The following is a 19130-nucleotide window of genomic DNA, read 5'->3' as shown; positions in this document are numbered from 1 at the left end:
ATCTTATTATTTAAAGTACAGCGCCCTATGAAAAAGCATAACAATTTTCAAACCCAACTCATTCATGCACCACGAAAAGCACCTCAGTTTATCGAGACCGTGCAACCTCCCTTATTTCGTGCATCAACTATTATTTTTAAATCAACTGCGCACCTTTTTGATCGCCATTGGACTGACCCTTATGATTATAGCTATGGGACACATGGCACACCTACCACATTCACTTTAGCCGACAATATTGCGCAAATAGAGGGTGGTTTGTACGGCTTACTTGCACCAAGTGGTTTATCTGCAATAAATATAGTTAACTCTGCTTTTTTAGGAACAGGTGATGAAGTTTGGGTACCAGACAATATATATGGTCCAAACCTAGAGCATTTAAACTATTTAAAAGCACAATATGGCATCAGGGTTAAAGTTTATAATTCAATTGATGTTTCAACTTTTCAACCTACCAAACAAACCAAGCTTTTATGGCTAGAGGCCGTAGGCTCTGTCACTATGGAGTTTCCAAATCTTAAAGAGTTAGTAAAAAAAGCAAAAGCTCAAGGTGTTTTAACAGCTTTAGATAATACTTGGGGGGCTGGACTTGCATTTAATGCTTTTGATTTTTCTAATGAACATCTATCAGTTGACTTAACTGTGCATGCACTTACCAAATATCCAAGTGGTGGTGGCGATATATTGATGGGTAGCATTGTAACTCGCGATGAAAAACTATATCACCGCCTGTTCCGTACACATGCCACTCTAGGTATTGCTATCTCAGGAGATGATGCAGCACAAGTTCAGCGTAGCCTCGCACACATGTCACTACGATATGAACAGCAATCAAATAATGCGAAAACTTTATTGGAATGGTTAAAGCAACAGCCTCAATTTGCACAAGTTCTACATCCAAGTGATAAAGCTTCCCCAGGTCATCAATATTGGCAAGAGATTTGCACTACAGGTAAGAGTGCAGGATTAGTCAGTGTCATATTTAAACCTGATTATGATATTTCAGCTATACGTCGCTTTTGCGATGCTCTTAAGCTATTTAAACTTGGTTTTAGTTGGGGTGGTCCAGTTAGTCTTGTCATGCTTTATGATCTAAAAATGATGCGAAAACTTAAAAATACACATTTACAACAAGGTTTATTGGTTCGTTTGTGTATAGGTCTGGAAGATCCGCAAGATTTAATTCAAGATATCGAAAATGCGCTGAAATATTTGTAAAACGACAAGATCAACAGTGACTCACACCGAAGGATAAAAATATATGGGTACACCGATTGTTATTGCTAAAAATATTAATGACACCTCTAAAGAAATTGTTTTGCTTTCTCAATTTGCTAACCGGCATGGCCTAATTGCAGGTGCTACGGGTACAGGTAAAACAGTCACTCTAAAGGTTCTTGCAGAAAGTTTTTCTAGAATCGGTGTTCCCGTCTTTCTTGCCGACGCAAAAGGCGATGTTTCTAGCCTAGCAAAAGCTGGAGAGGCTTCAGATAAATTTAATGAACGCTTAAAGCTTCTACAAATTGATAGCGTTCCTTTTGCTGCCAATCCCGTTATTTTTTGGGATTTATTTGGGCAACAAGGCCATCCTATTCGAACCACTATTTCTGAAATTGGGCCAATTTTATTAGCACGTATACTCAATCTAAATGACACTCAAGAAGGTGTTCTATCTGCTGTTTTCCGCATCGCAGATGATCAAGGATTACTGTTAGTCGACTTTAAAGACCTAAAAGCCATGATCACTTTTGTGAGTGAACATGCAGCGGAATTTAAAGCTGAGTACGGCAACTTATCTCCAGCCAGTTTAGGAGCAATTCAGCGCAATTTGCTCGCTCTTGCCGACCAAGGTGGGGATCAATTCTTTGGAGAGCCAGCTTTAAATATTCTGGACTTTATACAAACCGATGCTAATGGCCGCGGCTATATCAATATTCTTGCTGCTGACAAGCTCATGAATACACCTAAGCTATATGCTACTTTCTTGTTATGGATGCTTTCTGAGTTATTTGAACAGCTTCCTGAAGTTGGTGATATGGATAAACCGAAACTCGTGTTTTTCTTCGATGAAGCTCACTTGTTATTTGATAATGCCAGTCAAGCTTTACAACAGAAAATTGAACAAGTTGTACGTTTAATTCGCTCTAAAGGTGTCGGTATTTATTTTATTACTCAAAATCCACTTGATTTACCAGAAAGTGTTTTGGGTCAGCTTGGTAACCGCGTACAACATGCTCTACGCGCATTTACTCCGAAAGATCAAAAGGCAGTAAAAACTGCTGCAGATACGTTTCGTGCTAATCCTAATTTCAAAGTGGATGAAGCGATTACACAGCTAGCGGTAGGTGAAGCCCTCATTAGTTGCCTAGATGAACAAGGTACTCCACAAATTGTAGAGCGTGGCTGGGTGATGCCTCCCTACTCCTCTTTTACACCGATTACACCTGAAGAACGAAAAACCCTAATTTCCCAAAGTATTATTACTGGTGTCTATGAACAAGTTGTAGACCGTGAGAGCGCTTATGAAATGCTCCAAAATAAAGTTGCTGAACGTGAGCAGCAAAAACAGGATGCTGAGCTTGCCAAAGAGCAAGAAGCTTTAGCGAAGCAACAAGCCAAGGAACAAGAACGTTTAGCACGAGAACAGCAAAAGGAAGAAGAACGTGCTGCAAAAGAACGAGCAAAACTAACTCAAGATATAGTGGGAACTTTTGCAAAAAGCGCTGCACGCACTTTAGGCGGCAGTACAGGACAGAAATTGGTACGCGGATTACTTGGCTCATTATTTGGAAAATAGACCATTTAAATCAGCACTTTATTTTAAGGGATTTTATATCCCTTAATTTTTTTATGGTTTTTATTAATAAAACTATTGCGATTAATTTTTATAAGATGTATTTTAAATACATCTTATAAAGCCAGATAATTAAGGTCTAGCCATGACTCCACAACAAATTGAACTCGTAAAATCTACTGTACCTGTATTGCGTGAACACGGCGTTACACTGACTACATACTTTTATAAGCGGATGTTAAATAACAGTCCTGAATTAAAAAATGTTTTTAACCTAGATGACCAGACAAGCTTACGCCAACCTCGCGCCCTCGCAGCGGCAGTACTCGCATATGCTGAAAATATTGAAAATCCTACAGTGCTTGCCAAAGCAGTTGAGCGTATTACCACTAAGCACGTAAGTTTAGATATTCAACCCGATCAATATGCAATTGTTGGAGACAACTTACTTCATTCAATTAGTGAAGTTTTAAATGTTCCATTTGAATCAGAACTGATTGAAGCGTGGAAACAAGCTTATTTACAGTTGGCAGATATTTTAATTGGCGTTGAAAAACAAAAATATGAACAGCTTGAAAGCTTAAAAGGTGGATGGGCTGGCTGGCGTTCATTTGAAATTACACAAATTGACCCACTTGAGTCTGGCAAGCGCTTTACGTTAAAAGCGACTGATCATGAAGATGTACTGACTAGCCCAGCTAATGCTTTTATTTCTGTAAAAGTACAAGTTCCTGAGCAACAACTTGAGCAACCTAAAGCATTTAAATTTACAGAAGCTCAGGAAAATAATGCGTACCAGTTTGAGGTGCAACCAGAAGAAAATCATACTGAATTTTCCGTTGCTAATATTTTACTTGAGCACTATAGAGTGGGTGACCAAGTACAAGTTTCAGCTCCTTTAACGCTCTAATATAAAAAGCTCTAGCCTGAAAGTTTTCTTCTTTAGACTTTCAGGCTAAGATGATCGTCCGTCAACCTTTAGTTTTTGGTGATCATGCAACTTAATAAATTTACCGATTATGCTTTACGAATATTAATGTACGTCGCTCGCCCAAGTGATGCACCGTATACGATTGCAGAAATCGCGAAAGATTTGCATGTTTCGCAAAACCATCTGGTTAAAGTTGTTCATTTCATGGGCAAGCAAGAATGGATTATTACCATTCGCGGCAAAGGCGGAGGAATTCGCTTAAATCCTAATGCACTAAACTCAAATTTGGGTGCAATTGTTCGTATATTACAAGGTGATAACCAAATCGTTGAATGCAATACACCACCATGTGTTTTACGCTCTCATTGTGGCTTAAAAGGAATTCTCGATCAGGCTTTAGAAAGTTTTTATCAAAGCTTAGACCAATACACGCTTGGAGAAGTCTTACAACAGCCGAGATCTGCTTCAAATACCTCTCCGATAGACTTTTTGCAAATCTAAACTTCGTAATTTTATTTATCTTTACAAGCAAGCTTACTGAAAATTAGCAAGAATAACCAAGCTCCTTTATACTAGGCGCGAGCCCTCTCATTTAAAAAGTTATTTTTTATGCGTCGTAGTGAAAAATCGAAAGACACCAAAGCCAGACTCGCACCCAAACAAAAGATCAGTTATGAAAAGAAACCAGATCCAGCGATCACGGAATATGCCGTACAATCTCTGAACTGGTTACACCAAGCTGAGTTTTTAATGAGTGCACCTAAATTGGCACTTTGTGTTGAAGATAGTGGCTACGAGATTGCTTTTGCAGGACGCTCAAATGCTGGTAAGTCTAGTGCTATTAATGCCTTAACCAACAAAAAACAACTCGCACGTGCCTCAAAAAAACCTGGCCGCACACAAATGATTAACTTCTTCAGCCTAGGTAATCCTGATCAACGCCTAGTTGACCTTCCTGGTTATGGTTATGCTGCCGTACCAGAGGACATGAAACGTGTATGGCAAAAAGAATTAGAGAACTATCTAATCCATCGTAAAAGCTTACAAGGATTAGTTTTACTTATGGATATTCGCCACCCTTTACAGCACTTTGACATGATGATGCTAGAGTGGGCTTATTCACGCCATCTATTTGTACATATTCTTTTAACTAAAGCAGACAAACTTAATCGCGGCCCAGCAAACAAAGTCTTGCTTGAAGTTAAACAACAACTGAAAAAAATGAAGCTTGATTTCTCGATTCAGCTTTTCTCTTCATTGAACAAACTAGGCTTAGAAGAACTCGCCAGTGTAATGGCTGGACGCTTACATTTTACGCTTGATCAAGAGCCAGAATTTGACGTTGATGCGATTCCTGAAGCAAGCGATGAGGATGCTGAAGAGTAAATCGTCATAACAGATACAATTTCTTTATCAAATTTATATTCAAATGGCCCCTATTGCTAAACACAAATGCAGGGGCTTTTTTTATACTCGTTATAACTTCATCGAGTTAAAAATCAGGACTAAATGATGAAATTGCTATCTTTTTTGAAGAATAAGGCTTTAGGTTCTTCTATTGATTATAAAATTCTTCCACGCAAGGTGAAATTTGATTGGAAAGACACGCCTGTAGACTGGATTCCAAACCAACCGTTTGCAAGTTACTTTATTAATGAAATTAATAATATCTTGCCTGCTGGAGAGTTCTGGTTCTGCCGTTTATATAACAAAGTTTTACCTCGCATTACCGATGAAAAACTTAAACAGGACGTTCAAGCATTTATTCGCCAAGAGGCTATGCATGCAAATGCACATACGTCTGCCAATAAAGAATATTTAAGTGCACGTAATATTGATATCCAGAGAAATCTGGACATTATGAATTATCTATTTACCACTGCTTTGGCAGATAAACCTTTTGACAAAGAAGTTCCTCAATTCTTGCAAGAGCAATGGGATTTATTCCGTTTAGGTGTTATTGCAACGGTTGAGCATATGACCTGTGTACTTGGTAAATATGCGCTTTACAACAAACGTTGGGAAGAATTAGGTGCAGATCCTGAAATGGTCGATCTGGTTAAATGGCATGGTTCTGAAGAAATTGAACACCGCACCGTAGCCTTTGATTTATATCGCCATTTGGGCGGTGGTTATATCCCACGTTACTATTTAAGCCTTGCAGTGATTCTACTGGTACTTGGATTATGGGTAGACGGCGCTGCACATATTATGAAGCAAGACCCTCGCTTTGCTGATGCTGCCAAGTCGAGATTTTTCCCAGCATGGGTTGCTGTAGAGTGGTATAAAATTAGCCGAAAAGATAATCAGGTTTTACCAAACCCAATCTGGCTTATTGCTCAGCAAATTGATTACCTCATGCCTTGGTATGATCCAGTTAAAGAAGGTAGCACTGAAGATGCGGTAAGTTATTTATCTCAATCTCCAGCAGCAAAAAGAGCCGAGCTACAAGCCGCTTAAAAATAAAAAAGCAGGATATAAATCCTGCTTTTTTATTGAGTGATCAGATACTGATATCTTTATCTTTGGTATATCGATCTACAACCACACTAATCATCATATCGCCCTGCACATTTACTACCGTTCTTACTGTATCGAGCAACCGATCGATCGGAAGTAAAATAGCAATTGCTTCGGCTGGTAGACCCACAGACTGCAATACCATAATCATGGTGACCATACCTGCACTCGGAATTCCCGGTGCTCCAAGTGATGCAATCATCGCAGTTAAACACACAACAATTTGCTGGGTTAGGTTTAAGTCTAGTCCAACTAAATTTGCAACAAAGAGCGCAGCAGCAGCTTCATATAAAGCTGTACCATCCATGTTAAGCTGCGAGCCTAGTGGAATAACAAAACCTGCCGTTTGAGGACGAACACCTAAGTTTTCCTGTGTACATTTCATACTCAGTGGCATCGTTGCCGAACTAGAACTTGTTGCAAATGCAGTAATTAAGGCTGTACGTGTACCTTTGAAAAAAGTCCAGGGGCTCATACGACCAACAATCCAAAGCAGTAATGGCAAAACAACAGCACCATGGAAAATAGTGGTTCCAGTTACCACAACAGCAAACTCTGCCAAGCGACTTAATACTGAAATATCTTCTGTCGCCATTAATTTAGCAAGTAATGCAAAAATTCCTAATGGTGCCAGTTTCATGACCCATCCAACCAGCATCATCATCATTTCAAAAAACTGATGACTCAATAAACGAATACTCTTAAAGCGCTCACCACCTTGAACCAATGCAAAACCGACAAATAGTGCAAATACCACAACAGCTAAAACATTTCCGTCGCTAAATGCTTTAAAGGGATTAATTAAAGTATTTTGAATAAAGTTAGTAAAGAAAGTTGCTGGGTTCAAACTATCTGGTGCTTGATAGCTTTGCATTGATGCCTGAAAAATTGAAATATCCACGCCTCGGCCCACCTCAAATAAATGAGCACAGCCAATACCCAAGATTAAGGCCAATGTGGTGGTGGTGATAAAACATAAAAATGTGATTTTCCAAACAGGACCTAGCTGTCCGCCTGCCTGTAAATTTGAAACTCCAACCACAATGGAGCTAAAAATTAATGGCACTAACAACATTTTAAGTAGCCCAATAAAAACACTACTCAATATACCCAAGCCATATAAACTATGCTTTACAAAAGCAGTATCAGGATACATGGTGAGTAGGAAGCCAAAGGCTAAACCTAAAATCGCGGCAATCAGAATTTGTGTATTTAAGTTCATATCAACGTTATTTTTTTCAGTAGGCAATACTTTTGCAAATATGACATGAGCTTGATTTTCATTCGAGCAATTTTTTGTCACATGCTTTGAATTAAAAATAAAAAAGCCATCTTTTTAGATGGCTCATTATTAATTATTGAGTTTCAATTTCCCTCAAACGGATCAAACCCTCTTGCACCGTACTACAAACGAGCTGCCCATTTTGCCACATACGGCCAAAGTTTAAACCGCGAGAAGCTGCGCTCACTGTGGCTTCCATGTCATAAAGCATCCATTCATCAGCACGAAGTGGGCGATGGAAATAAATGGCATGATCAATACTGGCACACTGCAAACTTGGAGAAATATAGCTTAAACCATGAGGTCTTAAAGCCGTAGTCATTAAAGTAAAATCTGAATAGAACGCCACAATTGCTTGGTGTAAAGCAATGTCATCTAGCTGTTTTGGAATGCGATCATGAGTACGGATATAGTGCGCATTAAACGGGGCTTCCGGCTGAGGCTGAAATGGATTGACTGGATCAATCGGACGAATTTCAACATGACGTTCACGCATGAAACTTGCACGGACATTCTCTGGTACGAAATTAAGAATCCCTTCTTTAAGCTCACTTTCTGACTTTAAAGTCTCAGGCGCTGGGTATTCCGGTTCTGAATGCTGGTAGTTCAAGCCTTCCTCAGGGTTGGCGAAAGACACCATTGCCGAGAAAATAACTCGACCATGCTGGATTGCCCGAACTTGACGGCTGACAAAGCTTTTTCCATCACGCAAACGATCTACTTCATAGATGATTGGAGCATTAATGTCGCCACCATATAAAAAGTAAGCATGCATAGAATGCGCAGGACGGTCGGTTGTATAAGAGGCAGCACGTAAAGCCTGACCTAAAACCTGACCTCCAAAAACACGTTTACCGACCAAATTACGGCTAATTCCACGGTAAATATTTTCTTCAAGCTTTTCTAAAGTGAGCAGCTCAACCAGTTCTTGGGTTAACGCATTCATGAGAGATACCTTCATATTGCAGGCAAAATTGGTATTAAAGGACAGATGTGTAGAATCTATTGTGCCATAAAAAACTATTTGTACATGGAACAATCAGTCAACTTCTGACGAACATTGCCCTTAAAACAGCTAAAAATACGATTTTTAACGATAAAAAATGCCAAAAGCATTATAATTTATAAGAAAGTAGCATATTGTTTTTTTTAATAAATGCCTCAAAATAATTACCCTCTGCATTTGGTGCCGGGATTTGTCTTTAAGAAGTAGGAGTTCTTATGTCCAAGAGTGGGTTTGGTCAAATGTATCGTCGGCTTTCGAGTAAGCTACTTGACCTCGTGGTAACACCACATGTTCTTGGGGAAGTTCCTACTGAACCAGTATCAGAAACAACAGAAACTGAAGCAAAGACTGAGCGCCAAAAAGTGGTGTGCTATGTCTTACAAAACCATTCTCGCAGCAATGCTTTGGTGGTGGATGGCGAAACTCGCCGTTTAAATTTAAAGCCAGCATTAGATCCGTTAGTGATCGGTTCTCATCAGGAAAAAGCATCAGTTTTATTTTTACAGCATAATGATGAAAATAACCTATTAAATCCCCCACCTCATGCTTTTCCACCGCGCTTAATTAAACTGATTGAAGTTTTACAGGCAAACCCTGAGCTCGACATAGAACTGGTTCCAGTAACCGTTTTATGGGGCCGCTCCCCAGATAAAGAAGATTCTTGGTTCAAGCTCTTGTTCTCAGATACATGGGCAACACCAAGTACAGTTAAGCAGCTTGTAAATATCGGTTTACATGGTCGCCAATCTTATTTGGAGTTCCATGAACCGCAGTCTTTACGTGACCTTGTTGAATATGCTCAACAGCATTATCCAAACCTTTCACCAGCGACTTATATTGTTAGTACTTTAAATGACTATCTTGACCGTCAACGTGAAGTGGTTTTAGGCCCTGACTTATCAGATCGCCGTAATGTCATGCAGTCAGTTGTAAAGTCTCGTGACGTGCAAGAGGCTATTCGACGTGAGAGTATTCGCGGCAAAATTAGCATGCTTGAAGCAGAACGTCGTGCGATTGGTTATGTCAATGAAATCGTATCTGACTACTCACACTCAGCAGTTCGCTTTGCAGATTTAGCATTAACACGCCTATGGACTCAGCTTTATGACGGCGTAGAAGTTCATAACTTTAGTACCGTTCGTGAACTCGCGAAAGATTACGAAATTGTTTATACACCGTGTCATCGCAGCCATATTGACTACCTATTATTGTCTTATGTGATTTATAGACGCGGCCTAATGGTTCCGTATATTGCTGCTGGTGACAACTTGAACTTGCCTTTCGTAGGTCAGCTTTTACGTGGTGGTGGTGCTTTCTTTATTCGCCGCTCTTTCCGTGGTAATGGTCTTTATACAACTGTATTTAAAGAATATTTATACAGCATTCTTTCTCGCAATACGCCACTTGAATACTTTATTGAGGGTGGTCGTTCGCGTACAGGTCGTTTATTACCACCGAAAACCGGTATGCTTGCCATGACGGTTCATAGCCATTTACGTGGCCGTACAAAGCCAATTGTATTTGTACCAACTTATATTGGTTATGAGCGCCTGATGGAAGGTTCGACTTACGTTGGCGAAATGCAAGGTAAGCCCAAAGAAGCTGAATCTATTTTTGGTATTGTTAAAACATTACGAAAAATTGAACGCATTTTCGGTAAGGTACACGTTAACTTTGGTGAACCCGTTTTTCTTGATGATTTGCTTAAACAGCATAACGCAGAAAATGTCTATATCGAGAAAAATGACGACCCAATCCCTCAAGCCGTTTCAGATGCTGTAAATAGCTCTGCACATGCAATTTTAGAAAACATTAACCGTGCGGTAGTCATTAACCCGGTTTCTTTACTCTCAATTATTTTGCTTGCTACTCCAAAGCATACTCTTGATGAAGAAATCTGTATTAAGCAGCTTGAAGCTTACCGCAATTTAGCATCAAATTTCCCATACGATCAGCGCACAGAAGTAACTCCGTTATCTGGCAAGGAAATTATTGCTTACGGCTTAAAGCTAAAATTAATTAAGCGTGTACAGCATGCACTGGGCGATATTATTGCGATTGAAGATAACCAAGCAGTTCTGCTTACATACTTCCGTAATAACATTTTGCATGCTTTCGTTTTACCTTCGTTGGTTGCATCGCTTGTTGAGCATAACGGTAAAATCAGTCGTGCTGATTTAAGTAATGTCATCTATACCCTTTATCCATTCTTGAAAGCTGAACTATTCCTTAAGTGGCAAAGCAGTGAGCTTAAAGAACAGATTGAACAATATGCAGATGCATTGGTTCAATCAAACCTTATTCATCAAGATGAAGAAGGTAACTTGATTAGCTCTGCACCAAACACTGAAGAGCACAATCAACTTGTTGTATTGGCAACACCTGTTAAGCAAAGTCTTGAACGTTATTACATGACTTTAGCTTTAATTACTCAGCGCGGTTCAGGCAATATTTCAGCAAAACAAGTTGAAGAATTAAGTCATTTGTTAGGACAACGCTTGTCTGTTCTTTACGAGTTTAATTCTCCAGAGTTCTTTGACAAAGCATTGTTCCAAAGCTTTATTAAAGTTTTAACTCAGCAAAATTACATCCGTACTAATGATCAAGGCCAGATTGAGTTTGACGATAATTTCCGTCAAATGGCAGCAGGCGCACAGTTAGTACTTGATGAAGTAACATTGCAGATGTTGCAGCACATCACGACCTTTACTGATGAAGAACTAAAAGAAGCACTTGAAGCAATGGCCTCTCAACAAGCGAAACGTCGTTTAAAACGTAAAAAATCTTAAAGTTTGACTCAAAATAAAAGGCAACTTAAGTTGCCTTTTATTTTATCGAGGCATTGAACACTCGAAGTAACGTGGATCATCAATACAGCGTAAGCGCTTCATCAATTCAACAAAGTAAGCATCGTAATATCCAGAACGCACATATTGATTGCGTATTTTGGCCACCATAATGTCATAGCTCTGCTTTTCGTAGAAAGAAACATCTACCCAATAGTAAGCTGGCAAATGATTTTCCCACTGTATCGCTCGATTCGTTAATAATTGACTATTTTGCGCAAACCAAGACCGAATTTTTCGGCCAAAATTGGCAGGATACGATTTAGGCTTAATAATTAGATTTACCCCAAAATAAGCCAATGGAAAGTTAATCACCTGAGTGTCTGGCCCAAAATCTTTCTGTAAGTTATATGGTAAAAGCCCATAAATCGGTGCAGGCATAATATCGATTTTGTTTTGCTGGAACTGAGTGATCGCATTGGATAAATCAACATAGACTGGCTGTGCACCTACACTTCTCACCAACGCCTGCTGTGGCGGATTATTGGCTAATACACCGACTCGTTGACCTCTAAGCTGTGCCACTTTCGATATTTTTTTGTTTTTCATGACCATATAGGCAGTTCCTACGGGAATCATACCAACTACTTCATAGTCTTGATTAATGAGTTTTTTCTCAATTGTCGGGTGATTTAAAAGCTGCAATAAATTTCGGGCAGTCCTGTTATTAGGTATAAGGCCTATACCTGAGCTACTTCCCATAAAATGATTGTATTGATACGTATTAAAGTTACTAGCTGCTAAACCTGAACATTTACCATCATCAAAGGCTTGAATGGCTTGCTGCTCTTTTTGATAGCTGACAACTTTGAATTTGACATTATATTGCTGAGCATATAGTCGGATGTCATTTAAACGACGCGTTATATCCCCTTGGGTGCCCATAGGATCATATGTACACCACAACTGATCCTCTGCCCAACTCGCAACAGACGTTGCACTCAAAATAAGCGCTAAATAAAATTTCTTCACTTTCAACATTTTTATCTTTATCGGCAATTTATTTGCCTCTTCAGGTATTTCTATTGTTATTTAAAGTTTAGTCTAAATTTTGATTTGTACCATGAGCATTTAAACATAATAAATAGTCATTAAAGCAAATTGGGTGTTCAAGTTGAAAACCTGTTTCAAATAAGTGTTTCGCATATATTTTTTTACCTGAAACATGAGCTGAATCTAAAGTAAGCAGCGGTAAGTCTAACTGACTCTGAAACCAAAGGATGACTTCATGTAACGGTACAGGGGCATTATTGGCAACAAGATAACTCTTATGCGGTTTTTCATAATCGGCTAAAAATGCTAAAAATCTTGCCAAGTCATCAATATGAATACGATTACTATAGTGAATATTTGGATAGGTTTGTGTGTTTTCAGCCATCCGTTTTAATCGATCAACCGAAGCACCATAAATCCCTGTGGGACGTACAATCACACATTGAGCTGGAAAGTATTTCTGCCATAGCAATTCCATATTATGAAGAATATGGCCTTGAGCATCATTCGGGTGAATCTGACTATCATCATCAATCGTTTCACCAGAATTTTCACCATATACCCGCGTAGATGACACCACAATTAATCTTTTGACCGGATGTGATTTTAAGGCCTGTCGAATAGGCTCAATACTATCCACGTAAGTATGATGATAACCTTGAACTGTACTATCGTCTGGAGAAAGCAAAATATAGACTACATCTACAGGCGCAATTTCACTTAAATCGAGCGTAAAAATATCCTGTATGAGGTGTGTCCCGTAAGGATCTATTTTTTCACTACGGCTAATTGTGGTAATTTGATGTCCTGTCTCAAATAGTTGTTTAGCAACACGCTGAGATGTTTTACCATAACCGATAAATAATATATGCATAGAGAACTCGTTGAGGGGACATGACTTCAGTCCATCAGTTACAAGGCGTTGGATCGGCTTCAGCAGCCCTACTCGAAAAACTAAATATTTTTACCACAGATGATTTACTGTTTCATCTGCCCCGTGATTATGAAGATCGCAGTACCATTATTCCTATGAATCAGTTGGTGGTTGGTCGTAGTTATTTACTCGAGGGTGAAGTCAAATCTGTTGATTTCCCTCCAGGTAAACGTAAATCTATGGCTGCATTAATACAAGATGAATTTGGTAAGGTGACTTTACGTTTTTATCATATTTATAAAAACTTAACCGATAAAATAAAACCTGGTAACCGTTTACGTATTTTTGGTGAAGTTCGCGTAGGTGCACGAGGACTTGAGCTTTATCATCCAGAAATTCAGCTCATTAATGAACACACGCCTCTGCCAAAAACGCAGCTCACAGCAATTTACCCGAGTACTGATGGATTAACACAACCTAAATTACGCGAATATGTTAAACAGGCGTTGAAGCATCATAGTGATGCACTACCCGAGCTGCTTCCTAAACAATATACAAATGGGTATGCCCTCAAAGAAGCCTTACATTACATTCATGAGCCACCTGTCGATGCCAATATGCTCCAATTGGCCGAAGGATCTCACCCTGCACAGCAGCGTCTTATTTTTGAAGAACTGGTCGCACACCAAATTAGCCTTCTCACACGACGGGCCTATATTCGTCAAATTGCCTCACCCGCTTTCCCAAGTAGTAAGGTACTGGCAAAAAAACTGTTAGAAGCTTTACCATTTCAAATGACCAATGCACAAAAGCGTGTATCCAAAGAAATTTTAAGCGACTTAAAACAGCACCAGCCTATGCTACGTTTAGTACAAGGTGACGTAGGTGCAGGGAAAACTCTAGTTGCGGCAGTTGCAGCATGCCATGCATTAGAGGCCGATTGGCAAGTTGCATTAATGGCACCTACCGAAATTTTGGCAGAGCAGCATTATTTAAATTTTAAACGTTGGTTTGAACCCTTGGGCATTACGGTCGCTTGGTTATCTGGCAAACAAAAAGGTAAAGCGCGAGCACAAGCTGAACAACAAATTAAAGAAGGTCATGCCGAACTGATTGTAGGTACTCATGCCTTATTTCAAGATAATGTTGGGTTTGCAAAGTTAGGTCTTGTTATTATTGATGAGCAACATCGCTTTGGGGTAGATCAACGATTGGCTCTACGTAATAAAGGCGCTGAACAACTAACTCCACATCAATTGGTCATGACTGCAACGCCAATTCCTAGAACATTAGCGATGAGCGCTTATGGCGATTTAGACACCTCAATTATTGATGAATTACCACCAGGTCGTACACCAATTCAAACAGTGACTATTCCGCTAGATCGTCGTGAAGAAGTGCTAAATCGAATTGCTACAAATTGTCGAGAAGGCAAACAAGCTTACTGGGTATGTACTCTGGTTGAACAGTCCGAAACTTTAGATGCTCAAGCCGCGGAAGCCACCTATCAAGAAATGAGAGAGCGCTTTCCTGAACTTAATATTGGTTTAGTTCATGGCAAAATGAAAGCTGATGAAAAGCAATCTGTCATGCAAGCATTTAAAAATAACGAACTACAGCTTCTGATTGCCACAACTGTCATTGAAGTGGGTGTAGATGTACCTAACGCTTCAATTATGGTCATTGAAAATGCTGAACGTCTAGGACTTTCACAGCTACACCAATTACGTGGCCGTGTAGGACGAGGTGCAAAAGCCAGTTTTTGCGTTCTTCTTTATAAACCACCACTTTCACAAAATGGTCAGGAAAGACTTTCGATTTTAAGAGAGAGTAATGATGGCTTTGTGATTGCAGAAAAAGACCTTGAACTAAGAGGTCCGGGTGAATTATTAGGAACCAAACAAACAGGTGATATGGGGTTTAGAGTCGCGCGATTAGAACGAGATGACCATTTACTGAGTCAAGCGCATTATGTTGCACAACAGGTTCTAAAGGACTATCCACAACAAGCTGATGCCCTCTTGAAACGCTGGCTACCTGAAGCGCCCCGATACGCTTATGTTTAAGTTGTTCAATCCTCAATATCTTTTTCAGTTATTGTCCCCTTGCCTGTTATGTGAAATAGGAACGCGGGGTAAGCACTCTCTTTGTAAAGAATGTTGGGAACAACTACCATGGCTTAACCAGACAGTTCAGCGTAATGATCAATCTGTTCTTGTGGCCTGTCATTATACCTATCCAATTAACCGCATAATTCAGCAGTTTAAATATGAACAAAAATTACATTACCAAACCTTACTTGCTGAAATTTTACAGCAGATAAAATTTCCTAAAGTACAGGCCATAGTACCTATGCCTATTTCTAAAGAGCGTTTAACTGAGCGAGGTTTTAATCAATCATTATTACTTGCCAAACTCCTAAGCAAGCAATTAAAAATACCCGTTTGGCAGCCTGTCCAACGCCTCAATGAGCGTTCACAAAAAGGATTATCTCGTCTCGAAAGATTTAAAAATATTGAACAGCAATTTGTTGCGATAACTCAAGAAAAACGGCGCTACCGTCGTGTGCTGATTATTGATGATGTGATCACAACAGGAAGTTCAATTTCCGCTTTAAGTCTGGTGCTAAAACAGCTAGGGTGCACATCTATTTATGCAAGCTGCCTAGCTGCTGCCTCATCTACATCATATTAAAATTATTAAATTGCAGATAAGTTTTGCTCACACCATGGAATTACTATTTCTTTGGTTAATGGCGCAAGTTTGGTTTCGGAATCATTAAATTTTATCCACTTCATTTCAGCAATTTCGGCTGCAATTTGTGGAGACTGTTTTAATCGAACCAAATATAAATGGCTAATCAGCGTATGATCTGGCTCATTAGCAGCTGCTGTCTCAAAACGCCCTATAAACTGTTGTATTACACACGGGCTGCCAACTTCTTCCAAGATTTCACGTTGTATGGCTGTTTCTGGAGCCTCATTCGGCTCCAGCTTACCGCCTACTTGCATAAAAGCTTGTGTATCACGCTTTCTAACCAGTAATAATTCATTGTGCTCATTTAAGATCACCGCAGCGGCGACCGTAATTATTTTCACCGATTTAACCTCGTTTATGGTTGAACATCTGCATTAGCCCATTTTGGAGCTGGTGGTTGATATTGTTCAAATTGTTGAAGAATATCCTCAATTTTATCCGAAGCGATCAATTTATCAGCGAATCGCGCTTGGCTAAAACCTTTATCTACAGTTCCTTGAACCATTTTAAGCAAATCTTCATAAAAGCCCGCTACATTTAGAAAAGCACACGGCTTTTGATGAATACCTAATTGTGCCCATGTCCATTGTTCAAAGATTTCTTCCAATGTACCTGCCCCACCTGGTAACGCAATAAAACCGTCCGACAGATCTGCCATTTTGGTCTTACGCTCATGCATATTCTCGACGACATATAACTTTGTCAGTCCGGGATGAGCTAACTCGCGATCGACTAAAGCACGAGGAATGACGCCAATGACCTGCCCACCGGCTTGCAAAGCACTATCAGCGACAACGCCCATTAAACCTGAACGACCACCGCCATAAACGAGAGTTTTACCTTGCTTGGCAATAGTTTGACCGGTTAATTGAGCAATTTGTTGAAAGATTGGGTCTGAACCTAAAGATGAACCACAGAAAATGCAAATTGAATTCATAGTATAAAAACCGTTTTATTGAACTGTCATGCTGACAAACTAGACTATCGACAGAGTTTTTTTTTGCAAAATAGTGTATTGGCAAGTGTTTTTCGGCAAATCCTTGTCTAAAATACACCCATCAATTTCCATCAGACTGCGTGAGGAAAAAAGACACATGCTTGAAGCCTTTTATGCCACAGAACGCGGAAGTCTGGAAGATGCCACCATCAATGGTGGATTTGATCTACATCCCGAATTAGTATGGCTTGATCTAATTGCACCCTCTCAAGAAGAACAACAATGGGTCTTAGATGCCTACGATCAGAACTTACCTACACTAAAGTCCCTAGAAGACATTTCTTCTTCTGCTCGATTCTACCGCGATGATGACGGTATTTTGCATATCAGCACCTATTTTTTAACGAAAAATAAAAATTATCAGGTCGATGGAGATGCTGAAGAGTCATCACATATGCTTGCCATGGTACAAACCGTAGCATTCATTTTACACAAAGATCGCTTATTTACGTTACGCGGTGAAAAGCTCGTTGCGTTTCGTGCATTTCGTGCTCGAGCTCGCCGTAATGACTATGAAATGGATTACAAAGATCCAACTTGGATTTTATTAGGTCTGCTTGAAGCAAAGCTAGATGAGCTTGCGGATATCTTAGAAGATATCCACAAGGATCTAGAAAAATACTCCACTGAGGTTCTTAATAACCATCAACGTGAGAAAATTTTAGACCTTGATGACATGATTACCCGCTTGGCTCAACAAGAAGATATGCTTGGAAAGGCACAACTTTGTTTAATTGATTTACGTCGGGTCTTAACCTTTTTATCTCGTCCACGCGCCTTAGGCAGTCACATCTACGATGCAGATATCCGAGAGCTCAGTGAAGATGTCCGCTCACTTGTAGAACATGATGCGTTCTTATTCCAAAAAGTACGATTCTTGCTTGATACAACGTCTGGGTTCATTAACACAGAACAAAACGATACGATTCGTCGATTCTCGATTTTACCAAGTATGTTAGCGCCGCCAATGCTGATCGCGAGTATCTATGGTATGAACACTGAAGTATTGCCTTTTGCTCATGGTAAAAGTAGTTTTATCGCAGTGCTATTAATTATTGTCGGCTTTTTTATTGGCCCTATCATTTACTTCCGCTGGAAGAAATGGATTTAAAATCTGCACTTATCCCCTATTAATTTTTATAAAAAAAGCACCTAAATTTAGGTGCTTTTTTATTTTTGGATGACTAGACCAAATGTAGGTCTTCTTGCAAATGGCAAGCTTGAATGATTTTCAGCATCTTCTCTGGAACATTTTTAAAATGTAAGCCAGCGTTCTGCGGAGTCTGACGTAGCCATTGGACTAACACCGCCAATGCCAACGTATTACCATGCTCAAGCTGTTTTAGATCGACTATTAAAGGAAAGCTTGTTTGCTTCTTAATAATTGCCAATCCAGCTTGGTATTGTTGCTCAGCATTTTCAAAATCGATTTTGCCTGAAACAACTAACTCTTGGTTAAGATACTGAACCACTCTTCACCTACTTATTTTTGTTTGTTCTGATTAACAGCAGCATCTGCATCAGGTTGGAATGTCGCAATTGCTTTATTCAAATCGCCACCATTACGTTTCACAGTTGCAGCAAACTGGTTGCGGAACTGTAACCCTAAATCAATACCAGAAACATTGATGTTACGGATTTTCCACTGTGAGCCTTTGTCAGCCAACTGGAACGACACAGGAATTTTGTCGCCATTATGGTTAAAGTCTAAAGTCACAACAGGGTTTTTACCTGCTGTCGCTTTATAAGGGCGCATGGTGTAAGTTTGGTTTGTGTATTTAGCAAATGCACTACCGTAATTCTCAATTAAAGTATTACGGAAGTTTGTTTCAAACTGAGCACGTTGTGCAGCAGTACTATACTGATTTGTCGCATAAGTACCCATCACAATACGAGTGAACGCTTGTGAATCAACATACGGGTCTAAGTTCTGACGTATGATTGATTTAACCAAAGCAGGGTTGTTTTGCAACTTGGCATGATCTGTTTTTAAACGAGCAATCAAACCATCAGCAACACGCTTAATAAAATCAGGTGGTGCTTCTGAAGGTGCAGCAAAAGCTGTACCAGCAATCATAGTAGACAAAATACTTGCTGTCAGGGTTTGTTTAAACAACTTATTCACCTGGA

The 19130-nt window shown here is 39.6% G+C and carries 19 protein-coding genes; 11 read left to right on the top strand and 8 right to left on the bottom strand.

Going from position 1 to position 19130, the window contains the following annotated elements:
* The first annotated feature begins 27 nt into the window (after window positions 1–27).
* From ABFY81_RS12135 to ABFY81_RS12105, 7 genes are all read left to right on the top strand, one after another.
* Window positions 28–1218 (top strand): PLP-dependent transferase, encoded by a 1191-nt coding sequence (locus tag ABFY81_RS12135; RefSeq protein WP_347913863.1) that lies wholly within the window; start codon window positions 28–30, stop codon window positions 1216–1218.
* A 43-nt stretch (window positions 1219–1261) separates the two neighbouring features.
* The gene (locus ABFY81_RS12130) at window positions 1262–2797 is read left to right on the top strand and encodes a helicase HerA-like domain-containing protein (RefSeq protein ID WP_347913862.1); all 1536 of its coding nucleotides are present in this window, start codon (window positions 1262–1264) and stop codon (window positions 2795–2797) included.
* Entirely contained in the window at window positions 2785–2916 is a 132-nt protein-coding gene (locus tag ABFY81_RS12125; RefSeq protein ID WP_347913885.1) for a hypothetical protein, read from the top strand. The genes ABFY81_RS12130 and ABFY81_RS12125 overlap by 13 nt, the downstream gene beginning before the upstream one ends.
* A 23-nt stretch (window positions 2917–2939) precedes the next feature.
* Window positions 2940–3704, top strand: a complete 765-nt coding sequence (locus tag ABFY81_RS12120; RefSeq protein WP_347913861.1) for a globin domain-containing protein — start codon at window positions 2940–2942, stop codon at window positions 3702–3704.
* An 84-nt stretch (window positions 3705–3788) separates the two neighbouring features.
* A complete protein-coding gene (locus tag ABFY81_RS12115; RefSeq protein ID WP_019457787.1) occupies window positions 3789–4226 on the top strand; it encodes an Rrf2 family transcriptional regulator in 438 nt (145 codons plus the stop codon).
* Between the two features lie 108 nt (window positions 4227–4334).
* The gene (gene yihA, locus ABFY81_RS12110; RefSeq protein WP_347913860.1) at window positions 4335–5111 is read left to right on the top strand and encodes a ribosome biogenesis GTP-binding protein YihA/YsxC; all 777 of its coding nucleotides are present in this window, start codon (window positions 4335–4337) and stop codon (window positions 5109–5111) included.
* A 123-nt stretch (window positions 5112–5234) separates the two neighbouring features.
* Complete coding sequence (locus ABFY81_RS12105; protein ID WP_347913859.1) at window positions 5235–6185, top strand: metal-dependent hydrolase; 951 nt, start codon at window positions 5235–5237, stop codon at window positions 6183–6185.
* Between the two features lie 43 nt (window positions 6186–6228).
* On the opposite strand, the gene ABFY81_RS12100 is transcribed toward ABFY81_RS12105, so the two are convergent.
* Both ABFY81_RS12100 and ABFY81_RS12095 read right to left on the bottom strand, forming a co-directional pair.
* Complete coding sequence (locus ABFY81_RS12100) at window positions 6229–7494, bottom strand: dicarboxylate/amino acid:cation symporter (RefSeq protein WP_347913884.1); 1266 nt, start codon at window positions 7492–7494, stop codon at window positions 6229–6231.
* Window positions 7495–7600: 106 nt separating this feature from the next.
* Window positions 7601–8473, bottom strand: coding sequence for an acyl-CoA thioesterase II (locus tag ABFY81_RS12095; RefSeq protein WP_004705360.1), 873 nt, complete (start codon window positions 8471–8473; stop codon window positions 7601–7603).
* A 275-nt stretch (window positions 8474–8748) separates the two neighbouring features.
* On the opposite strand from ABFY81_RS12095, the gene plsB reads away from it, so the two are divergent.
* The gene (gene plsB / locus ABFY81_RS12090) at window positions 8749–11322 is read left to right on the top strand and encodes a glycerol-3-phosphate 1-O-acyltransferase PlsB (protein WP_004705358.1); all 2574 of its coding nucleotides are present in this window, start codon (window positions 8749–8751) and stop codon (window positions 11320–11322) included.
* 42 nt (window positions 11323–11364) lie between these two features.
* On the opposite strand, the gene ABFY81_RS12085 is transcribed toward plsB, so the two are convergent.
* Together ABFY81_RS12085 and ABFY81_RS12080 are read right to left on the bottom strand one after the other, a co-directional pair.
* Window positions 11365–12351, bottom strand: coding sequence for a putative solute-binding protein (locus ABFY81_RS12085; protein WP_068932531.1), 987 nt, complete (start codon window positions 12349–12351; stop codon window positions 11365–11367).
* A gap of 67 nt (window positions 12352–12418) precedes the next feature.
* Entirely contained in the window at window positions 12419–13246 is an 828-nt protein-coding gene (locus ABFY81_RS12080; RefSeq protein ID WP_004705354.1) for an NAD(P)H-binding protein, read from the bottom strand.
* 20 nt (window positions 13247–13266) lie between these two features.
* Here ABFY81_RS12080 and recG point away from each other — a divergent pair, with 20 nt between their 5' ends.
* Complete coding sequence (recG, locus tag ABFY81_RS12075) at window positions 13267–15312, top strand: ATP-dependent DNA helicase RecG (protein WP_039253566.1); 2046 nt, start codon at window positions 13267–13269, stop codon at window positions 15310–15312.
* Window positions 15305–15940 (top strand): ComF family protein, encoded by a 636-nt coding sequence (locus tag ABFY81_RS12070; RefSeq protein ID WP_288101926.1) that lies wholly within the window; start codon window positions 15305–15307, stop codon window positions 15938–15940. Before recG ends, ABFY81_RS12070 begins: the two co-directional genes overlap by 8 nt.
* A 5-nt stretch (window positions 15941–15945) precedes the next feature.
* Here the strand turns inward: ABFY81_RS12070 and ABFY81_RS12065 are convergent, their stop codons facing one another.
* Both ABFY81_RS12065 and ABFY81_RS12060 read right to left on the bottom strand, forming a co-directional pair.
* Window positions 15946–16344 (bottom strand): NUDIX domain-containing protein, encoded by a 399-nt coding sequence (locus ABFY81_RS12065; RefSeq protein WP_019457794.1) that lies wholly within the window; start codon window positions 16342–16344, stop codon window positions 15946–15948.
* A gap of 14 nt (window positions 16345–16358) precedes the next feature.
* A complete protein-coding gene (locus ABFY81_RS12060) occupies window positions 16359–16940 on the bottom strand; it encodes a TIGR00730 family Rossman fold protein (RefSeq protein WP_004705346.1) in 582 nt (193 codons plus the stop codon).
* A gap of 157 nt (window positions 16941–17097) precedes the next feature.
* On the opposite strand from ABFY81_RS12060, the gene ABFY81_RS12055 reads away from it, so the two are divergent.
* Entirely contained in the window at window positions 17098–18111 is a 1014-nt protein-coding gene (locus tag ABFY81_RS12055; RefSeq protein WP_004705344.1) for a magnesium and cobalt transport protein CorA, read from the top strand.
* Window positions 18112–18184: 73 nt separating this feature from the next.
* Here ABFY81_RS12055 and ABFY81_RS12050 read toward each other — a convergent pair whose 3' ends face one another.
* Window positions 18185–18472, bottom strand: coding sequence for an STAS domain-containing protein (locus ABFY81_RS12050; RefSeq protein ID WP_100193357.1), 288 nt, complete (start codon window positions 18470–18472; stop codon window positions 18185–18187).
* A gap of 11 nt (window positions 18473–18483) precedes the next feature.
* Window positions 18484–19125: an ABC transporter substrate-binding protein gene (locus tag ABFY81_RS12045; RefSeq protein WP_039253560.1), complete on the bottom strand. Its 642-nt coding sequence runs from the start codon at window positions 19123–19125 to the stop codon at window positions 18484–18486.
* Window positions 19126–19130 lie beyond the last annotated feature (5 nt).

Source organism: Acinetobacter sp. WA-87, from assembly GCF_039938935.1.
Classification (GTDB): domain Bacteria; phylum Pseudomonadota; class Gammaproteobacteria; order Pseudomonadales; family Moraxellaceae; genus Acinetobacter; species Acinetobacter seifertii.
Note: the sequence above shows the minus strand (reverse complement) of the source record. Positions and strands in the feature narration are given on the sequence as shown.

What these genes read in the sequence shown, in the direction of transcription:
- ABFY81_RS12135 (WP_347913863.1), top strand. Translation starts at nt 28, where the DNA reads ATGAAAAAGCATAACAATTTTCAAACCCAACTCATTCATGCACCACGA.
- ABFY81_RS12130 (WP_347913862.1), top strand. Translation starts at nt 1,262, where the DNA reads ATGGGTACACCGATTGTTATTGCTAAAAATATTAATGACACCTCTAAA.
- ABFY81_RS12120 (WP_347913861.1), top strand. Translation starts at nt 2,940, where the DNA reads ATGACTCCACAACAAATTGAACTCGTAAAATCTACTGTACCTGTATTG.
- ABFY81_RS12115 (WP_019457787.1), top strand. Translation starts at nt 3,789, where the DNA reads ATGCAACTTAATAAATTTACCGATTATGCTTTACGAATATTAATGTAC.
- yihA (WP_347913860.1), top strand. Translation starts at nt 4,335, where the DNA reads ATGCGTCGTAGTGAAAAATCGAAAGACACCAAAGCCAGACTCGCACCC.
- ABFY81_RS12105 (WP_347913859.1), top strand. Translation starts at nt 5,235, where the DNA reads ATGATGAAATTGCTATCTTTTTTGAAGAATAAGGCTTTAGGTTCTTCT.
- ABFY81_RS12095 (WP_004705360.1), bottom strand. Translation starts at nt 8,473, where the DNA reads ATGAATGCGTTAACCCAAGAACTGGTTGAGCTGCTCACTTTAGAAAAG.
- plsB (WP_004705358.1), top strand. Translation starts at nt 8,749, where the DNA reads ATGTCCAAGAGTGGGTTTGGTCAAATGTATCGTCGGCTTTCGAGTAAG.
- ABFY81_RS12080 (WP_004705354.1), bottom strand. Translation starts at nt 13,246, where the DNA reads ATGCATATATTATTTATCGGTTATGGTAAAACATCTCAGCGTGTTGCT.
- recG (WP_039253566.1), top strand. Translation starts at nt 13,267, where the DNA reads ATGACTTCAGTCCATCAGTTACAAGGCGTTGGATCGGCTTCAGCAGCC.
- ABFY81_RS12070 (WP_288101926.1), top strand. Translation starts at nt 15,305, where the DNA reads ATGTTTAAGTTGTTCAATCCTCAATATCTTTTTCAGTTATTGTCCCCT.
- ABFY81_RS12060 (WP_004705346.1), bottom strand. Translation starts at nt 16,940, where the DNA reads ATGAATTCAATTTGCATTTTCTGTGGTTCATCTTTAGGTTCAGACCCA.
- ABFY81_RS12055 (WP_004705344.1), top strand. Translation starts at nt 17,098, where the DNA reads ATGCTTGAAGCCTTTTATGCCACAGAACGCGGAAGTCTGGAAGATGCC.